General features: G+C 47.1%; 9 protein-coding genes and 1 pseudogene. All 10 read right to left on the minus strand.

Annotated features, from left to right (window positions below; translation table 11 throughout):
* Positions 1 to 45: 45 nt before the first annotated feature.
* Positions 46 to 1,125, minus strand: a complete 1,080-nt coding sequence (locus GSF13_RS22205; protein ID WP_211867123.1) for a prohibitin family protein — start codon at positions 1,123 to 1,125, stop codon at positions 46 to 48.
* Positions 1,122 to 2,783 carry a cyclic peptide export ABC transporter gene (locus GSF13_RS22210; protein ID WP_010607110.1) on the minus strand — a complete coding sequence of 554 codons (1,662 nt, stop codon included), beginning with the start codon at positions 2,781 to 2,783 and terminating at the stop codon, positions 1,122 to 1,124. Before GSF13_RS22210 ends, GSF13_RS22205 begins: the two co-directional genes overlap by 4 nt.
* Positions 2,784 to 2,938: 155 nt before the next feature.
* On the minus strand, positions 2,939 to 3,115 hold the full coding sequence (locus GSF13_RS22215) for a hypothetical protein (protein ID WP_017217212.1): 177 nt from the start codon (positions 3,113 to 3,115) through the stop codon (positions 2,939 to 2,941).
* Positions 3,116 to 3,195: 80 nt separating this feature from the next.
* Entirely contained in the window at positions 3,196 to 3,756 is a 561-nt protein-coding gene (locus tag GSF13_RS22220; RefSeq protein WP_010607109.1) for a DUF697 domain-containing protein, read from the minus strand.
* Positions 3,757 to 4,022: 266 nt separating this feature from the next.
* Entirely contained in the window at positions 4,023 to 5,399 is a 1,377-nt protein-coding gene (locus tag GSF13_RS22225; protein ID WP_211867125.1) for a serine hydrolase domain-containing protein, read from the minus strand.
* Between the two features lie 81 nt (positions 5,400 to 5,480).
* On the minus strand, positions 5,481 to 6,449 hold the full coding sequence (locus tag GSF13_RS22230) for a TauD/TfdA family dioxygenase (protein WP_102057605.1): 969 nt from the start codon (positions 6,447 to 6,449) through the stop codon (positions 5,481 to 5,483).
* A gap of 32 nt (positions 6,450 to 6,481) precedes the next feature.
* Positions 6,482 to 15,493 (minus strand): amino acid adenylation domain-containing protein, encoded by a 9,012-nt coding sequence (locus tag GSF13_RS22235; RefSeq protein ID WP_349251770.1) that lies wholly within the window; start codon positions 15,491 to 15,493, stop codon positions 6,482 to 6,484.
* Positions 15,467 to 15,847 (minus strand): annotated as a pseudogene (locus tag GSF13_RS24855) (hypothetical protein); the annotation flags it as partial. The gene GSF13_RS22235 and the pseudogene GSF13_RS24855, both read right to left, overlap by 27 nt.
* Positions 15,829 to 18,549, minus strand: coding sequence for an AMP-binding protein (locus tag GSF13_RS24860; RefSeq protein ID WP_249122801.1), 2,721 nt, complete (start codon positions 18,547 to 18,549; stop codon positions 15,829 to 15,831). The gene GSF13_RS24860 and the pseudogene GSF13_RS24855, both read right to left, overlap by 19 nt.
* The gene (locus tag GSF13_RS24865) at positions 18,549 to 18,674 is read right to left on the minus strand and encodes a hypothetical protein (RefSeq protein ID WP_249122726.1); all 126 of its coding nucleotides are present in this window, start codon (positions 18,672 to 18,674) and stop codon (positions 18,549 to 18,551) included. Before GSF13_RS24865 ends, GSF13_RS24860 begins: the two co-directional genes overlap by 1 nt.
* Positions 18,675 to 18,682: the final 8 nt, after the last annotated feature.

An 18,682-nucleotide genomic window follows, 5' to 3' on the forward strand; every position in this document is an offset into this window, starting at 1 on the left:
TTATCGCCACAGTGTAGTCCGTGATACTGAAAATGTAACTATTCCTTACTTTGATTTAGTCGCATTAGGCGTTTGTGGCTCTTGGCTTTGTGGATCCGTAGCATTTGGGTTAACCGAGGCAGGCAAAGCGGATGTGCTGCCCTCCGTATTTAAGATCAATGGTAGGCCATCTTTACCACTGCCTATTACCACCACTTTTGCGTTATTAGATTTCGCCAATTCTATGGTTGCTTCTATGCCGCGCCATCTTAGATAAGTTTCAGAGATCCCACCACTCACCGTTTCTTGAAAGTCGGCTATCCCCTGAGCTTCGGTTTTTTTCCGTTCTGCTTCTTTTTTGGCTACTTCTAAACGCATTTCATACTCTTGATTTAAGTACATCTGATTCACTTTGGAAATAATTGCGTTATGTACTTTATCTGGCACATCCACCTGCCGAATAAGCATATCGTCAAGGTTCACTAAGTTATGCCCTTGCATCGTGCTTTTCTCTTGCTCAAGAATTGTTTTTTCTTGCAGCTGTAGTTCCTTTAACACCGTATTCAATAGCCGAGCCTGAACTTCCAGGCGCTGATGACCATAGACTTGCTCCGCAGTGTAGTCAGATACAATCATGCGCACCGCAGAGGCAACCTCAGGGATCACCATTTCGTCTAAATAATCCTCTCCAACTAATTTATGTAGGTAGGGAATATGCTCCACTACAGGACGGTAACGCACGGTGATATCTAGCTGGAGCCGCAAGCCCTCAGAGGTGATCGCATGTACCTGAGTAGTCGCGGTTTGAAATCGACTCGAATAAATCGTCAACGTATCCCAGGGATAAACCAGCACCGTGCCCTCATAAAATGGATGTTCTACGAACGTACCGCCGCCAAGGCGCTTCCACAGCACTCCAACTTGACCTGAGTCGACTTTAATAAAAATAACTTTGACCAATGCAACGGCAATAAACAGTAGAATAAGTAACGTCACACCTGCGCGAAAACGCCAAGACAAAATACGCTTATGCCACTTGGGCTTGTAACGCTTTAACACCCGCATGAGCAAATTAGATAGGATCAGTGCCAGTATTAAGCCGCCGGCGACGAGTAAGGCAAAATCCCCTGAAATATTAATGTTCATGATGGTACTCCATTACTTTCACTGTCGAGGTGTGCTAACAACTGACCTTCCTCCATTTTTAAGTGCACATCGGCCAAATGGAAATAGGCGTCGTCATGGGTGATGGCAATAATGGTGTTACCACGCGCTTTTAAACGAGGTAACACTTGTTCGTAGAATTTTCGTCTAAAGATAGGATCTTGATCTGCCGCCCACTCATCAAAGATGTAAATGGGACGATTTTCTAAAATGGTACTCAAAAGCGCTAAGCGCTTGCGCTGACCTGATGATAAATCTATGGTGCTAAACGCCCCATTTTGAATACCCACTTTGGCGCGCATCTCTAAAAAGTCCAACCATTCGTCGATTTCTTCAGTACTCAAATCACGAATACCATAGAGCTGCTGGAACAAATGAAAATCCGCAAAAACGGCTGTGAATAGGCTTCGATAAGCAAGGCGATTATCTTCCGTAACCGCTTTGCCATTCAAAAGGATTTGTCCGCTCTGTAATTCATAAAGGCCAGTCAACATCCGTATAAACGTTGTTTTACCGCTACCATTACCACCGGTAATAAAAGTGGTTTTTCCTTGTTCAAAGGTGATATCCACCGGCCCCACAGCAAACGGACGATCGCTCGATTTTTTCTGATGTTGATAAAACGCCCCTGCTAAGGTGATGGCACTAAATGAGGTTAGGCTTTCACTCGGTTCAGGTCGTTTAACCTCTTGCTCATCTTGGACATTTTTTAAATCGCGCTCCAATGCTAAGACGTTTTGCGCCGCCTCTGTTGCGGTGGTGAACACAGGGATCCCACCAACAATACTGGTAATAGGGCCGATTAAAAATAGCGATGCGGTGGTGACTTTAATGACCACATCGGTATACACGTCAGAGAGCATAGGGACGATAAACACCATCGCGCCTGTGGCTGCGAAAAAGGTGATTTGCGACAGAATAAAGTCGGTCGCAAACAAGGTTTGGGTTTTGGTTTTTGCACGCCTTGCACGATTCGAATCACGGCGGTACTCATGTTCTAAATCTTCCGCTCTTGGCTCACTGAGCTTTACTTCTTTAAAGCCATCGAGCAAGTCAGATAAGCGTTGAATAAGCTGGTTTTCGCTTTCAAAAGAAATGCGCATGTTGCGCTGGATTTCATTGGCGCGTAATCGGTGAATACTGGCTCCGACCAAAATCAGTGTCGAGATAACCATAAAAGCCACAAAAGAGTGCCAGGCAATATAAAGAGATGTGAAAAACACCAAACTGATGGATTGACCAATGATCACAAACAGCTGCGCCGACTGAGATATGGTCTGTAACTCTTTGCTGATGGTATTAAAGATCCGCTCCTTGCCAATTTTCTCTAGCGTTGACAGTTCGGTATGACGAATGCTTTCAAACAGATCGACTCTCAATTTATCTATAGCACGCTCCACCATTTGCGCGGCTTTAGTCATCAATCTTTGCTGAGTGAAACCATATATTGCAATCGTCAGTGTAAATAGCACCAAGTAGTAAAGAATATGATTTTCTTTATTAATATCAGAGATATTGGCAGCTACGTTGTTGATAAGCGCAAGCACCAACGCGTTGGCCAAACCAGAAATACACCCCAGTGCAATAAAGGTCCTTTTCTTTATCTGAATATGTCGGCGAATTAATTCGTACAATACCATTGTTATTATCTTTTATTGTTATTGGGCTACCGCCCGCGCATGCTACTTAGCATAGTCCCTAAAAATCAAAACTGCCTGTTGGATTTAAATAAATATTGCATTAAAACATTAAGTTATATTTATAAATCGCCCAGTTTTACCGGCAATGTAAGATCTCATTCCTCGTCATTCACCTCTGTGGGCTTGCGCTTTTGCCCAACTAGTAAAATGATCAAGCCAACAATAGGCGTAAACATCAACGAAATTAAAAAGAAGCCCACAGGTCCGGCAAAGGTGTTTCGTCCCCAATAACCAGTTAAAATGCATAACACTAAATATAAAGCGATAAGCATAATTTTCTCCAAGTTGTTGATAAATTCGGTGCGAAGAATAAACCAGCAGTTGCCTGCCGGTTTATGTCAGCCAGTATCGGTTATACTGTGGCTTTTTCCGCTGTAGCTGTTGCGTCCGCATTCCCTTTATTTGCACGATACTTAGCTGCGATGTCTGCGATATCCCCTTTCATACTTGCTAGATTCAGGTCTATCAGCGTGCCGCCATTTTCAAAGTGTCGAACAAAAGTTGCGCCTACTGCGTGTGTTGATGCCGCAGACACAACAGGCATAAATGCGATTGCGCTTAACGTGCCAAGGACAGGAACCGCCTTCAAAAAGCTGCTTAGTCCCGCGCCCCCTAAGGTTTGTGGAAAAGAGCCGCCGATCAATGCGCTTACTGTGCCACGCAGCTTGTTGTCACCATATGATTGACCATAGACTTTTGCTACTTCGCCTATCATCTTCATTTGGATCCCTGTCAACGCCACTAAATCAACCGCAGGAACGGGAATAAACCCAGAGCCAAACGACCATTTTGTGTATTTGTCGACAATCAGCTGAGCAACGGCTGCTCTGTCTTCATCAGCAACAAGTTGTGATTCCTGTTGTTCTGGAGCGTCGCTCGCCTTGTCATCCTTCGCTGTTTTTGTCACTGCCATAATTCATCCTCTATGATTTATTTAAACAGTTGTCGAACTCATCAAGCACCATGTTGGCACTTGCCCTAGTACCCAAAATCAAACAAGTTGCACTTATTCAACTCTGAGCTTTACCGCCTTCATCCATGATGAAGAAGTAAACCTAAGAACAACCAAGGATTTGCACAGTGTCACAAATACAACTGAGCGAAACGTTGCCACCTACTGCAGGCGTTCTATTAATTTGTTTAACCGAGCACGAAAGCTCGGTATTTTTCCCTACCGCGTTATGCCTGATTCAAATCTTGCTGGCATTGCTCGGTACGGTGTTTATCACTATAGAAGATAATGTTGCGGATCTCCTTGGCGATACAATCTGACTCAATCCCCTCTTTCACATAGTTGCTAAACACCATGATGCTTTGATCTCGTTCCAGTAAACGGGTGAAACTGGTCACCCATGAATAGGGGTAACTACCAGAGTACTGTAAAAATTTTTCATACATTCTGAGATTTGCATCGGCTGGGTTTTCGGGGCAATTTGCCACTTTGCCGTACTGGTTTGGGTCAACATAAGTGACAAACCAACCATAGCCATAGTATTCACACTCGTCGCTGCTACCAGTGTTAGAGTAGGGAGCAAAGGCCGCTAGTTTCTGGGTATCGTTTAAGATTTGAGTGCCATACAAGCCTTGATCCCATTTATGCATGTCTTCCACTGTGGAATACAAATCTCCAGCGGAATACAGTACCAAAGGGTTGCTATATGGATTCACTAAAATGTCTTCGTAAGGTGCAGGTCCACCTGTAGCTGGTGGACGACCATTGGCAAGGGGTAAGTATTGGTTTTGATTATAGATATAGCCTGTGGTCATATTTGAATAGACACCAATCGCACTGTAAGAGCCGCTGTCCGTCATGCTAAGCGGGTTTAGAATTTGCTCTTGAACGATATTGGCAAACCAATACTCACGACCGATATTGCCTTGTTTGCCAGTCGCTAATTGCTCAATGATATTACCGATAAGATAGTAGTTACAGTTGCTATATTCATACTTGCTACCCGGGGTAAATGACGGTGAGCCACTTTGCCCCGCTTCGGCACCACAAGTGCAAAAGCGATTACTAAAATCTTCCGGACCGTTAAGATCTAGACTCGAGTTATATAAATAAGGCCGCCAACCGTAGTTATCGTATACGGCTTCGTTGTCGCTGTAGTTATTGATCCCAGACGACATGGTAAGCAAATGATGTAGCGAAACATCCGCACATTGGTTATCTGGGTACCAAGGCAAGTGATCGCCAATGGTTTCCTGCCGTAAGTCCTTACCATCTAACATCTTCATTAAAATAGCAGCCGAAAACGCTTTGGTATTGGAACCGATGCGATACTTGGACTTAACGCTGTTATCAACATCATATTGCATGTTCTGTGGTCCGCAGTTGGACTGGTACACCACCTTATCAACCGAGGTGATATAAACCGTGCCAAAGAATAGGTTGGCATCGCAATATTCATTCACCACCGCCGCTATCATTTCTAATTGATTAGGCATAATGGTGTGATTATCTGCGATGCTCTTTTTCTGCAAACAAGAAGCCAGTGCTAAGGTGATGCAAAATAGCATCATCATTCTTAGCCGTAGTTGTATTAGCCATTTCATTTTTTCATTCCTTACATTGCCAACCACGTAACCACTAACAAATGTTGTTGCCCGATTTTCATCGGAATGAGTACCAACTAGTTATGCTGACGCGATATTTGCCATGCCAACTAGTACTTTACGAGTGCCTGTATAGGCCTCTCTGCCATGAGTAAACAGCATATTATCCAGCAGCAAAATATCGTTTCTTTGCCACGGGTAAGCAAAAGTGAGGTCTTGATAAACCTGATTGATGAGCTTGATGTCTTGGTCACTTATTTCGCTACCATCACCAAAAAAGGCGTTACGAGGTAAAAATTCGCTGCCGATACTGTCACGCATTTGTGCACTGAGTTGATTATCTAGGCTCGAACAGTGGAACAAGTGAGCTTGATTAAACCATACCTTTTCACCACTTTTTGGATGGCGCATGACCGCCGGACGCCATTGCTTGGTTTGTAGCCTTTTATCATCAAGCCAAGTAAATTCGATTTCATTTTGTCGGCAATATTGCTCAACTTCGGCTTTACTCTCAGTCTGAAAAACCTCTTGCCAAGGTAGGTCGATATCACCGTAGTTACGCACGTACTGCACACCTAAACGCTCAAACTTGTCTCTTAATTCACTGGGAATACGACGATATACTTCACGGCTGTCGGCAAGTGGTGTGCACCCACCCGTGGTTGCTGGGATCACACAAAAAAAGCCCATTCGCATCGGCCAAACATTGGAGTAAGCATTTTCGTTATGCTGCAGGATCACTTGATCGGCATGATATTCCGTGGTGGTGTAAATATTGTTGTTCAGTGCCGTTCGTGGCGAAGAGCGATAAACATACTGGCTTAAACGCTCACCAAACAAGGTCTCAAGTATGGCGCTAAACTGATTCGTGCTCACAATATTTAAGCCACGAAGCAATGCAAAACCATCTCGCTCAACCCAGTTATTCACCTCTTGAACGTGGTTTTTCACCCATGCCATACCGCTTTGTTTAACCTCAGATAAGTCATGTATCCGAGGGTCTGCTGCAATCGATGTCGGATCCAATTCCAAAGAAAGTGCGTGATCCATTGTTTTCCCATCCTTAAAAGTATGTACTTTTGCTAGTGCAACACATAGTTGCGCTCAATTATGTTAACCAACTGCCCTACTTGCTCGGCTTGCAGGCAGGACAAATGATCTCCTTTGACTTCATAACAAGAGAGAGAGTGACTAAATGGTTTCCATCCCATGTCTTTATTCACAGGATGGCCTTCAAATTCTTGCGTTTGCTGCGTTTTTACAACACAGATTAGGGTGTCGCTAAGCATAGACGGCATCTCAATATTTGCTCGCAGTTGGGCACTAAAAACTTGTTGAAAGTGGCGTAAATGCGCATCACTAAAGTTAAATCCAGCTTGATGTATCCAGTGATTGAGATAGGCAATGCGTGCTGGAGCATCACCTTGCTTATAGGCACTGATTTCAGCATCAGAGACACTGAGGCGAAAAAACGTTATCAGATTATCCAGCATCATTTGTGCGATTTGCGCTTCATCTAAGTTAAGCGCTGGGTTGCTCGGTACAGGCGTATCAATCACAGTTACCGAACAGCCAATTCGACCTTGCTGCTCAAGTAAAGTGGCAAGTTGATAGGCGATAAAGCTGCCAAAAGAATGTCCGACCAAATGCACTTGCTCACCAAGTTCAGCGCCTGCTAATACACTCAAGTAATACGCTGCGGTGTGTCTAATCGAGGTTAGCGTCTCGGGTTCCTCGGCTAGCGCCTCTGGCTGCAAGCCATAAACGGGTATACGGCTATCAAGCCCATTCACTAACGCATGAAATGCCATTAACCAACCCCCCGCTCCCGCAATCAACACCACTGGTGTAAAACCAAGCTCGCCCTCTTGCAAACACACTAAGGTTTCAAGCGATTGAGGTTTACCATGACATTCGCCGAAACTATCCCTCAATGCTTGAATATACTGGCTGAGCCCACGCACAGTCGGATGCTCAAAAAGTGCCGACAGTGGCAAATTGAGTTGTAGGTGCTGATTAATATCACCCACTAAACGCATCGCTAATAGCGAATGACCACCTAAATTAAAGAAGTTATCGTCAAGGCACACTCCATCCACCAGCAAACGACTAGCAAACTGCTGCACTAATTGAGTTTGTAGTGGTGTAAGCCTTTCCAGCTTAGCCTCTTGCCGCAAGGGTTGAGGCGGAGTGTATGATCCGGCCAGCGCAATGAGCTGTTTGCGATCTACTTTGCCGTTCGTTGTCAGCGGAAGTTGGCTAACTGATTGAAACAACTCAGGGACCATGTAAGTGGGTAGTACTGCGCGTAATTGCGCTCGCAGAGCTGCATCATTCACTTCCGTATGTTGCGTTGGCTGCACAAATGCCACTAATTGCGCGTTGTTACTGCTATCTTCACGCACCACCACAGCACACGCAGCAACTTCGTCTAGCAGCTGAAGTTGCCGCTCAATCTCACCCAGTTCGATGCGGTAACCGCGCACTTTAACTTGGTCATCACCACGGCCTAGATACAGCAATTCATTTGAGGCTAAGCAGCAAGCACGATCGCCGGTTTTATAAAGTCGCTGGCCGCTATTTGGCTCAATGATAAAGGCCTGCTGCGTCTTTTCTTCGTCATTGAGGTAGCCTCTGGCAAGGCCAATACCTGCAATGTATAAATCCCCTTCCACACCGGTAGCCACCGCTCGAAGCTGTTCATCAAGTAAATATAAAGATAAACCCTCGACGGGTTGACCGATCGGCACGCGTGCACCGCTGAAGTGTGTGACATCATTAAGGGTTGCAGAAATGGTTGCTTCGGTCGGGCCATAGGCATTAATAATTCGAATATGGTCGCCATAGCGCTGCTGCCAATCGGTGAGCGCGGCAATCAGCATTTGCTCGCCACCTATGGTGATGATCCTCAGCGAGGTTGGCAAGGTGACTGAAGTCGCTGCAAGTTGATGCCAATACGCCGTTGGTAAACTCATCAGTGTTAACTCGGCATCTTGGCTTAATTGCGCCAGCTTGTTGGGATCCAACATGTCGTCTGTCGGTGCCATCACCAAGGTTGCACCACGAAGTAAAGTACAAAAGACCTCTTCCGCAAACACATCAAAGCTCATGCTAGCAAATTGCAGGTAATTGTCGCTGGGCGTAATCGCATATTGCGAGGCTAATGCCTGCACATAATTAACGACACTGGCATGCTCCACCATCACCCCTTTTGGCATGCCCGTGGTGCCCGAGGTATAAATTACATAACAGAGGTCGTCAACCTGGCATGGCGCAGTAAAGCAACGGCTAGGCTGCTCAGCCAAAGCGCCCTGAATACTATCTAAATCGACTTGAGGCACCACCTGCTCCGAGCTACCCTGCCAATATTCTGTTTTAGAAACCAGCATGGCTGCATTGGCATTTTGCAGCAGCAAACGACGTCGAGACTCGGGTAGTGTTGGTGCAATTGGTAGATAAGCTGCGCCCAATTTGAGCACCGCAAGCATAGCCACAATAAGCTGGTAATTCGCCTCTAGACACAGGCCAATAATAACGGGGGCCGTACTCGGCTCTAGTCGTGAAGCAAGGTAATGGGCGAGCTGATTGGCGTCTTTATCCAGCTGTGAATAGCGATAACAGCGAGCCTCCCCAGAGGCGGTACTATATTCACGAATAGCAATATGCTCAGGAAATTCAGCAGCAACTTGAGCAAATAATTGCTGAATTGGTATATTTGGCGTTTGATATTGCACCGCTTGCGCCAGTGAAAAAGTAGGTAGAGGCAATGCCTTGCTGTACTGCGCGTGTTGAGGCTGCCAAGACAATTTCCCAAGTGTTTGTTCGGGCTGTTGTGTCGCAGCTAACATCAGCTGCTGCATCGCCGCAAGGCTTTGCTCGATAAACACTTCATCAAAGCATTGCTGCTGATAGCTCAGCGTGAGCGATAAACTCGCCCCTACGCCGACCACAAAGGTCAATGGGTAGTGTGTTTCGTCAACTTCGCTTAAGGTTGTTGCAATAAATGGCAGCGCAGCGCTATTTTGCAACGGATCTTGCGGATAATTTTCAAAAACATACAAGCAATCAAACAATGGACTGTCGTTCTCAATACCCGACCACTGATGAACTTGTGTCAGTGGTGTATGCGGGTGCTGCGCCAATGCCGTAAGCTGCGACTTCACCGCTTGCAGGTAATCTTTCACACGCGCAGCTTGATCTATCCCGACATGGACCGCTTGCGTATTGATATACAAGCCAACGCGCTGCGCCATTCTACTAAGCGCTGTAGGTCTGCCCGCAATGGTTTGACCAAATAAGGCATACGGTTCGTTGCAGCAATTTGCCACCCAATACGCCCAGAGCCCTTGGATAAACTGATTGACGGTAAGTCCTTGTTCGCCTGTAAAGCGAGTCACGGCATCTTGCAGCGATTGCGGTAAAGTCACACTAAGTTCTTTAACACCAGCCGCTTTATTTTCAGTGTGATTTTCAGTGTGAAGTACCTTTTCGCTGAGTAATGTGGGCGCGGTAACTCCACCCAGATACTCCCGCCAAAACGCTTCGTCGCGGTCAACATGCGTATGCAAATATTCGATATGATCGCGGAAATTATCTACCACAATGGGCCGTAACTCACCTTGGCAACGGGCTTGATAAAATGCCAATAATTCAGCAAATAATACCGGCAGCGACCAACCATCCATGATGAGATGATGATAAGTCCAAACCACCCCAACATTGCCATCCTCAAAAGCAATTAACTTCAATCGCATACAAGGCGCTTGTGAAAGCCTAAGCGGCTCGGCAAGCTCCACCGCGGCCTGTGATTTCACTATTTGCGATTGCTCTTCTGCAATGACACTGCTGTGCAGCAGTTTGAGTGGCACATCGGCATGTTTACAGACCACTTGCAGCGGCTCGCCAGCAACGTCTATAAATGCCGAGCGTAATATGCTGTGCTGCTTAATCAATTGCTGCCAAGCATAACTCAGCGCTTCAATATCTATACTTCCTTGCAACAATAAGCTGGTTTGCTCGACGTAAGGTAGCGTGCTTTGAGCGTGCGCCTCTCGTGCCGTTTGACTGTGAAACCACATGCCTTGCTGCAAACCAGTTAGAGGGTAAATATCCTCAACTTCACCTTCAACCTGCTCAACTATGCGCTGTAACTGCCGTTCAGAAATGCCGCTGAGAAGTGCAAAGTCACTGACTGTGTAATGACGTTGAGGCTGGGATTGGCAATGCTCGATGACCTGAATTAGACTTTCGAGTATCTCTTTACTTAATCGCTCTGCTGCTTCAGATGCTAAGCGCAGGCTGTCAAACTCTAACGTTAACGCCAATTGACCATCGACAACTGCCGCCGTTAGTTGTGCTCCAAAGTAACTGAGGTTTGACTTTGCAACCAAAGTGCCAGTCGACTCACGAGCATCTCCCAGCAAACCTTGTTGCTCAATAACTGTATCTAGCTGGCCTAAATAGTTGAAAAACAGTAAACCTCGGGTATCAATCTCAAGCGACGAGCGAACGTTTGGTTCTGGGTGTAAATACCGCGCTGCACCATAACTACTGGCGACTTTAGCGCTCCTTTCAAGCTCTGCCTTGATACTGCAAATCACATCATGCAAGCGGCTACCATTACTAAATAACTGCATTGGATAGAGCGCCGTTAACCAGCCAATGGTCCGGCTGCTATCCAGTGATTTCGTCAGTAACTCACGACCGTGTCCTTCTAGCATGATCACTTCACGGTCTACACCGCGCTTTTGCGCACACCAAGCAAGCGCACTAAGCAGCAATGCTTGCGCCGTCGTACCGTAACTGGTGTTGGCGGATCCCAGTAGCGCACGGGTGTGCGCTGCTGACAATGTGTGGCGAACTTTGGCTATGGTTGGGGTCGCGCTTGTATCTTTAAGACTCAATAAGTGCGAAGTTTCAGCCAGTGCAGCCACCTTCTGCCATTTGCGCAAACCACGCTCATCGGTTGCAAGTTCACGATAAAAATCGGCAAGTTCAGCCAAATTCGCGCTTGCAGCAGGAAGCTCCAGCGGCACATTGTTTGTTTGCTGCTGTAATAGCTGACTTACATCTTCAAGTAACACACGCCAAGAGACGCCATCCACTAGCAAGTGATGTGCGCTAAACAGCAAGCGATTGTTGGCTTCGCCGTCAGGTGTAACAAATAACACTGCTTTAAACAGTGGCGTGCCAGTAAACGCAAAACCTTGCTGCACTTGCTCACTGAACTCGCTCAGCTCAGCTTGCCATACGTCACGCTCAAGCGTATGCGCCGTAAATACCTTTTTAATATCAATGCCATCATGTACAAATAGGGTATTTTCATCCGCAACCACCAAACGTAGCGCATCGTGCTGAGCTATCAAGTACCCTATCACTTGCTTGAGCTGCGCTGGTGTGACGGATTTATCTACACTCACCAACACGCTTTGATCCCAATGACTGGGTTTGGCAAATTGTTGGGCGAAAAACCAATGCTGAATTGGTAATTTATCGAGTTGACCAACCAATGGCTGCCTTTCTTTACCCATAGTCAGGCGAATATCTTGCTGGGCAAGTCTTGCTGCAAGTGCCGAAACACTGGGGTAGGTAAACACGTCGGTAGCACTAACAGGTAACTTGAGTGCTTTGGCTTTACTTGCGATTTGAATACTCAAAATAGAGTCGCCGCCCAACGCAAAATAGTCATCTTCAGCGGTCATCGATGGTGTATTTAATACCTGCCGATAAATCGCCAGTAACTGGGCTACGATGCTGTTAGCCTGTGGTGTGACCGCGCTCGGCTCGGTTACTGTGATAGTCTGTTGAGTTTTACCAAGTGTTGCCAAGGCACGATGGTCAACCTTGCCATGCGGTGTCAAAGGTAGCCTTGCGAGCATAACAAAATGCTCTGGCACCATATAACTTGGTAGTCTTTCCTTTAGCTGGGCTTGAAGCACTTGAGGCTCAGTTGTTGTTACCACAAATGCCTGCAACTGTGGCTGCCCTGATGCGCTTGTGGTTATCTGAACCGCACATTCTTGTACGCTCGATAGCAGCCCAATTTGCTGTTCAATTTCGGCCAGTTCAATACGATACCCTCGCAGTTTTACTTGTCCATCGTTACGACCCATATAGGCGATACGGCCGCTGCTAAGCAGGCGAACCAAATCTCCCGTTTTATAGGCTCGCACCATGTGCGAGGGAGAGACTTGTAGCTCAACAAAACGCTCAGCACTAAGCTGTGGTTGATGTAAATATCCACTGGCAAGTCCTGCTCCTGTTACGTATAACTCCCCAATCATCCCCTGAGGCACAGCACGCAGTTGTGGGTCTAAAATAAATAGCTGGCTATTGTCGACGGGCAAGCCGATATCTGGCACCTTTCCGTCAAACTCAACCACACCTGAAGTCGCGACCACCGAGGCTTCGGTAGGTCCATAGTTATTGACTAAGGTAAATCCGTATTCTTTTGCTTGAAGCGCACCGAGTTTATCGCCGCCAACCAATAAATAGCGCAAGCTTTGCGGGTTAAACAAAGACTCAGTGAGCAGCGCTTGAGCGATTGGCGTTGCAATAAAACTATGCGTGACTTGGTGTGTATTGAAACAGGCTGTTAATTCGGCCGGTGACTGTAGCACCGCTTTTGTCACACACACGAGGCTCGCGCCAGCACATAAATAAGGCCAAATTTCCCATGTTGCCGCGTCAAAGGCGGGGTTGGCGGTTTGACTCGCAACGCTATGATTATCCACCGCAAAAGCTCGTCGGTGCCAACCACATAAATTCGCCAACCCTTGGTGGGCTATCATCACGCCTTTAGGATTACCTGTTGTGCCTGAGGTATAAATCACATAGGCCAGCTGCTCCGCTTTAACTTTTGGAAACTGCTGAGGTAGTGATATTGTCGCAAGGCGCGCCTGCACGTTGGCGTCATCAACACAAATGACATGTGAGGAGCGATATTCAGCCTCAATGTCGTTATCATCTAACTCTGCTACCTCAAAGCGAGCGGCAAACTCACACTTGGTTAAAACCAGCGCAGCGCTGCTGTCTTTAGCGATGTAATTGACTCGCGCTTGAGGGTAATGAGGGTCAACAGGCACATAACATCCACCCGCTTTTAACACAGCCAACATCGCCACAATGAGATCTGCGCTGCCCGTCATCGCAACAAGCACAGGCTGCTCTGGTTGCAGCCCTTCACTTAATAACAGCGCCGCCAATGCCTTGGCTCTTTCATTAAGCTCACCATAACTCAAGGTTTGATTTGAGTTTGTGTCAATTACTGCGAACCGCTCAGCTTGTGCAGGCTCTGCCATATGTCGCTCAATTTGCTCAAGCACTGACTGCTCAAAGTGTTCCGGCGCTGATTTGCCTGAAATCGCATGACTCTCTAGCTTCTGCTCCTTGCAAAGTTTTATATCCGCAAGTGCGCAATCAGGCTGCGTGAGTAACTGCGCGATCACAACATTAAAACACTCTGCAATGCTAGCTACGGTTTCTCTTTCAAATAATCCACTGTTGTATAGCCAGTGCAATCTCAACCCTTGCCCATTTACTGTTGCGCTGAGCTCTAGATCAAACTTGGCACGCGCGTTTTCCGACGCTAAAACTTCCGTGCTGAGCCCCACAAACTCTGGTGTGTGCTGTGGCTCGGGATTAAACGCAAAACTCAACTGGAAAACACTTTGGTGACTTAGCTCTCGGCTAACACCAAGATGGTCAATGAGCTGCTCAAAGGGAAGTGATTGATGTTGATGTACTTGCTCAATCTGCTCTCTTTGTATATCGAGTAGCTGACTGAAACTCTGCTGCCAATCGACCTTCACGCGAATTGGCAAGGCATTGACGAAAAAGCCAATCAACTGCTCCACTTGTGGGTGATGCCGCCCTGAAAATGGCGCACCAATCACAATATCATCCACTTGGCTAAACTTAGCAAGCACCACCGCATACGCGCTATGCAACCAAATAAACGGGGTTATTCCCAAACGCTGACAAAACTGTTGCAGCCGTTGCCATGTCTCTACGCTTAGCTGCTCAGTAAATGCTTGCGCGCTATTGTTCACGGCCTGCCCACGAGGCGTATCGAGCGGTAATTGATGCAGTGGCGGCGCATCGTCAAGATGCGCAGACCAAAATGCCATGTCTGCACTTTGCTGCGCGCCTTGGCACTGTGCTCGATGCCAATGGGCATAATCCGCGTATTGCACCTCAGGTGGCGCAATCAAGTCATGGGCAAGTTCACAGCCTTGGGTGTAATGGGCATAAAACTGTGTGAGCTCTCGCATTAATACTTCAATAGACTGAGCATCACTAGCAATATGGTGCATATTGACGATAAGCCGATGGTAGCCTGATGAGAATCGAACTAGAGTTGCACGGATCATTAGATCTTTACTAAGATCAAAACCCTGCGCTTGGTCGTCTCGTACCGCGCGCTGCCAAACCACAGTTTGCCAAAGCGGTGATTGCGTAGAAACGTCAATAAGCGTAACAAAATGCTCAGGCAAAGCGACAAGGTACTGTTTGGGCTCATCGGTAGTGTTGATGATAGCCGAGTGCAACACCTGATGCCGTGACAGCACCTTTTGCCAACTTTGCTCGAACGCGCTCAGATCAAGCTCCCCTGAAAACGCCAATAACGCTTGAATTTGATATTGCTGGCTGCCCTGCTGCATTTGATCTAATGTCCACAAACGCTGCTGAGCAAAAGACAGCACCACACCATTAGTTTTATCTACCACAGCAATTGTACTTAGCTGCGCGTCTTGTTTTTCAAGTGCTGTAGCTAAACCTTGCACCGTAGGGTGCGTAAAAATCGCTTGCAGCGGTAACTCAATGTGCAGCGTCTTGCGAATATGATTTGCCAGTTTTGCAGCAAGCAGCGAATGCCCGCCGAGTCTAAAAAAGTCGTCATAGCGACCAACTGATTCGCGCTGCAAAGTCTCGGCAAAATAGCTTGCAAGTTGGGTTTCAAGCTCGCCAATCGGTGCTTCATAAGTGTTTTCGTTAAAGCTTGTATCAAGTTGCTGCAGTAGTGCTTTTTTATCTACTTTACCATTGCTGGTCAGTGGCATAGCTGTCACCGCTTGCACTTTGGCCGGCAACATATGGTCAGGTAAATTTTGTTTTAAAAACTGCTGCATGACCAAAGTGATGTCGTCGAACTCGACCTGTTTGTGTAACACCACAAAGGCGCAGATCCAGACATTTTCTGGGTCTTGCCGATTTAACAGCACAGTGACCTCAGCCACTTCGGGATGATGGCGCAACTGGTTTTCAATTTCGCCTAATTCAATGCGATAACCCCGAACTTTTACCTGGTCGTCAATTCGGCCAACATAACTCAGCTCACCGCTGGCCATTAAGCGCACGAGATCGCCTGAGCGATATAATCGCTGCTCGGACGCTTCACTAAATGGGTTTTGAATAAAGCGGGTCGCGTTTAATTCGTCACGTTGCCAATACCCCCGACAAACCCCTCGCCCCCTACGTACAACTCGCCCACGGCACCTTGCGGCAAGAGCCTTTGCTTGTCATCAAGTACATAGCAGCTGGTGGTCGGAATAGCACGACCTATATTACTGGTGCCAAGCGCCATATCCGCCAGTTCCAGCGCTTTAAACGTAACATGTACCGTGGTTTCGGTAATGCCATACATATTGATTAACTGGCAATTTGGTAAGTGCTGTGCCCAAGGTTGTAGCTTACTTGGCTGCAACGCTTCACCACCAAAAATCACGTACCGCACTGCACATTGGCTCGCCAACTGACTGTCATTGAGTAGCGTGGCTTGTAGCGCGTAAAACGCACTTGGTGTTTGATTTAAGACCGTAACCTGAGCATCAACCAACAACTGAGCAAAAGCTTGAGTGTCTTGCGCAGTCGCTTTATCCACAACCACAAGGCGACCACCAAAGAGTAACGCGCCATACATCTCCCACACAGAGAAATCAAAGCAGAAGGAATGAAATAAGGTCCAAACATCTTGCTCATTAAAATCGAATAAGTTGGGCTCTACATGAAGTAAGCGCACCACATGACGATGCTCAATTTGTACGCCTTTTGGTCGCCCTGTGGTGCCCGAGGTATAGATCATATAAGCCAAATCTTGCGGCTCAACCTGAATAGCATCAAGCAGCTTGAGGGCTTCGCGGCTGGCCTGATGCTCTGCCTGTGACACATTAATTAGCTGGTATGAAAGCCGGCTAAACTGTGCCTGGGTAGCGTTATCACAAAGTAGCCATGGGCTTTGCACATCTCCCAAAATATACTCAATGCGCTCTTGCGGGTAGTCGGGTTCTACCGGCACATAGGCAGCACCCACTCTAAGCACTGCTAGCAAGGTCACTATCATCTCAATGCTGCGTGATACACTCACCACCAGCATGGTTCGTGGCGTGACCCCTTGTTGTAACAGCATTACCGCCAGCGCATTGACTCGATCGTTAAGCTCACGATAATTCAGCATAGTCGTGCTATCTTGCACGGCAGTACGTGTGGCAAAGTGCTCGGCGTAGCGCGTGAATAAACTGGTGATGGTGTCTTGCTTAGGCCAAGTTGCCGCTTGGCATTGAGCGCCCATTATTAATGCTTGTTGCTGTTTTTGGTTCAGTAACGCAAGTTCACCAACGGCGGTATGAGGGGCTGTAACACAAGCTTGAAGCAGCGTATGGAAACAATCCGCCCAATGTTTGATGGTCTCTGCTGTGTAAAGGTTGCTATCAAACTTCCAATGTAAATAAAGTGCCTGCTCATCAACTACGGCATTGAGTTCTAAGTCGCATTTTACCGCTATGCTATCCGCCTGTTGTTTTTGCACTTCTTGAACCGATAATCCCGGAAGCGTAAAAGCACGCTCATCACGGGTTTCCAGTGTAAATAATATTTGCACTAGCGGGTGGTGACTTAAATCTCTTGGAGCACCAACCGCTTCCACCACTTTATCAAAAGGAATATCGCGATATTCAAACGCCGCTAGGTTGAGGGCTTTTTGTTGCTGCAACCATTGGCTAAATGGCATATCACTGTCGAGCTTTGCATGCATCACTAAGGTATTAACAAACAAGCCAATTAACGGCGTTAATTCGGGGTGATGACGGCCAAGTTCTGGCGTGCCTACAACCACCTGCTGCGATTGCGTAAGCCTTGCGATAAACAACATAAAGGTATTGAGCAGCCACATAAAGGGTGTGAGCTGGAGCGACTTCGCCTGTGTCGAGATCGCCGCAAATAACGACGCATCAAGCGCTTGGCGATATACCTTCCCCGTTAACGACTGCACCGCAGGACGGACAAAATCACAAGGCAATGACTGCAACGGCGCTAATTCGCCAAATTGCTGTTTTAGTTGCGCCAGTGGTGCCTCGATGCGATCTGGCGTTAACTGTGCTCGCTGCCACTGACTAAAATCACTATATTGCACCTGCATAGTTGCAAGCGATGTGTAGGGTACGCCTATGTGTTTGCAATAGCCAGCCTCTATCTCTTGTGCAAGTAGCGCCATTGACGCCCCGTCAGAGACAATATGGTGCATATTAAAAGCAAGGTGATGCTCATCGCCATTACTTACCACCAGCACGCGAAGCAAACAATCATGAGCCAAATCAAAAGGCTTGTTCTGATGTGCTGCGATGCGCGAAGCAATGTAGGCTTGCCGTGTTTCCTCAGCTGCTACACTGGCATCAAGCCACTCGAACGGCGCACTAATATCATCCGTTATTTGCAGCTGGGGTTGGCCATCTTGTTCATTTTTTACAAACCTAGCACGCAGTATTTCGTGGCGCTGCACCACATCTTGTACGGCGCTGCGCATTGCTTGAATATTAAGCTTGCCACGTAACAAAAACTCGGCGGGCATATAATACTGCTTGCTACCTTGCAGTTGCTCAATAAACCACAGTCCTTCCTGCGCAAAGCTCAGCGGTAAGATTTTCCCCGCGCTTGGCTGCGCGACTATTTTCGGCGATGAGTTCGCCACATCACGGCTTTGTTGCTGAAAATAGGCAACGATCTCTGATTTATATTCAACCACCTGCTGTTTTAACTGTGGAGGAAACCCAGCGGTTTGCTTAAATGCCAAGCCACCGTTTTTTTCATACAAGGTCACGCCAGCGGCTAATGCTTCTGCGATCAAAGCCTCTATCTGTCTTTGCTGTTCATTCATCACAAAAACATCTCCTCAGACTGACCGTTTTCGTCCGCCGCTTTGGCTGCACGATGGATCTCACACCAAGTTGCAAGTGCGCTTACGCTTGGCCGCTCGAACAATATTTTTAAGGTAATGGGCACCTCAAGCG

This window comes from Pseudoalteromonas sp. M8 (assembly GCF_018141365.1).
Taxonomy (GTDB): domain Bacteria; phylum Pseudomonadota; class Gammaproteobacteria; order Enterobacterales; family Alteromonadaceae; genus Pseudoalteromonas.

Excerpts from the sequence above, each read along its gene's own strand:
- GSF13_RS22210 (WP_010607110.1), bottom strand. The coding sequence starts at position 2,783 with ATGGTATTGTACGAATTAATTCGCCGACATATTCAGATAAAGAAAAGG.
- GSF13_RS22205 (WP_211867123.1), bottom strand. The coding sequence starts at position 1,125 with ATGAACATTAATATTTCAGGGGATTTTGCCTTACTCGTCGCCGGCGGC.
- GSF13_RS22230 (WP_102057605.1), bottom strand. The coding sequence starts at position 6,449 with ATGGATCACGCACTTTCTTTGGAATTGGATCCGACATCGATTGCAGCA.
- GSF13_RS22220 (WP_010607109.1), bottom strand. The coding sequence starts at position 3,756 with ATGGCAGTGACAAAAACAGCGAAGGATGACAAGGCGAGCGACGCTCCA.
- GSF13_RS22215 (WP_017217212.1), bottom strand. The coding sequence starts at position 3,115 with ATGCTTATCGCTTTATATTTAGTGTTATGCATTTTAACTGGTTATTGG.
- GSF13_RS22235 (WP_349251770.1), bottom strand. The coding sequence starts at position 15,493 with ATGTTGCCGGCCAAAGTGCAAGCGGTGACAGCTATGCCACTGACCAGC.
- GSF13_RS22225 (WP_211867125.1), bottom strand. The coding sequence starts at position 5,399 with ATGAAATGGCTAATACAACTACGGCTAAGAATGATGATGCTATTTTGC.
- GSF13_RS24860 (WP_249122801.1), bottom strand. The coding sequence starts at position 18,549 with ATGAATGAACAGCAAAGACAGATAGAGGCTTTGATCGCAGAAGCATTA.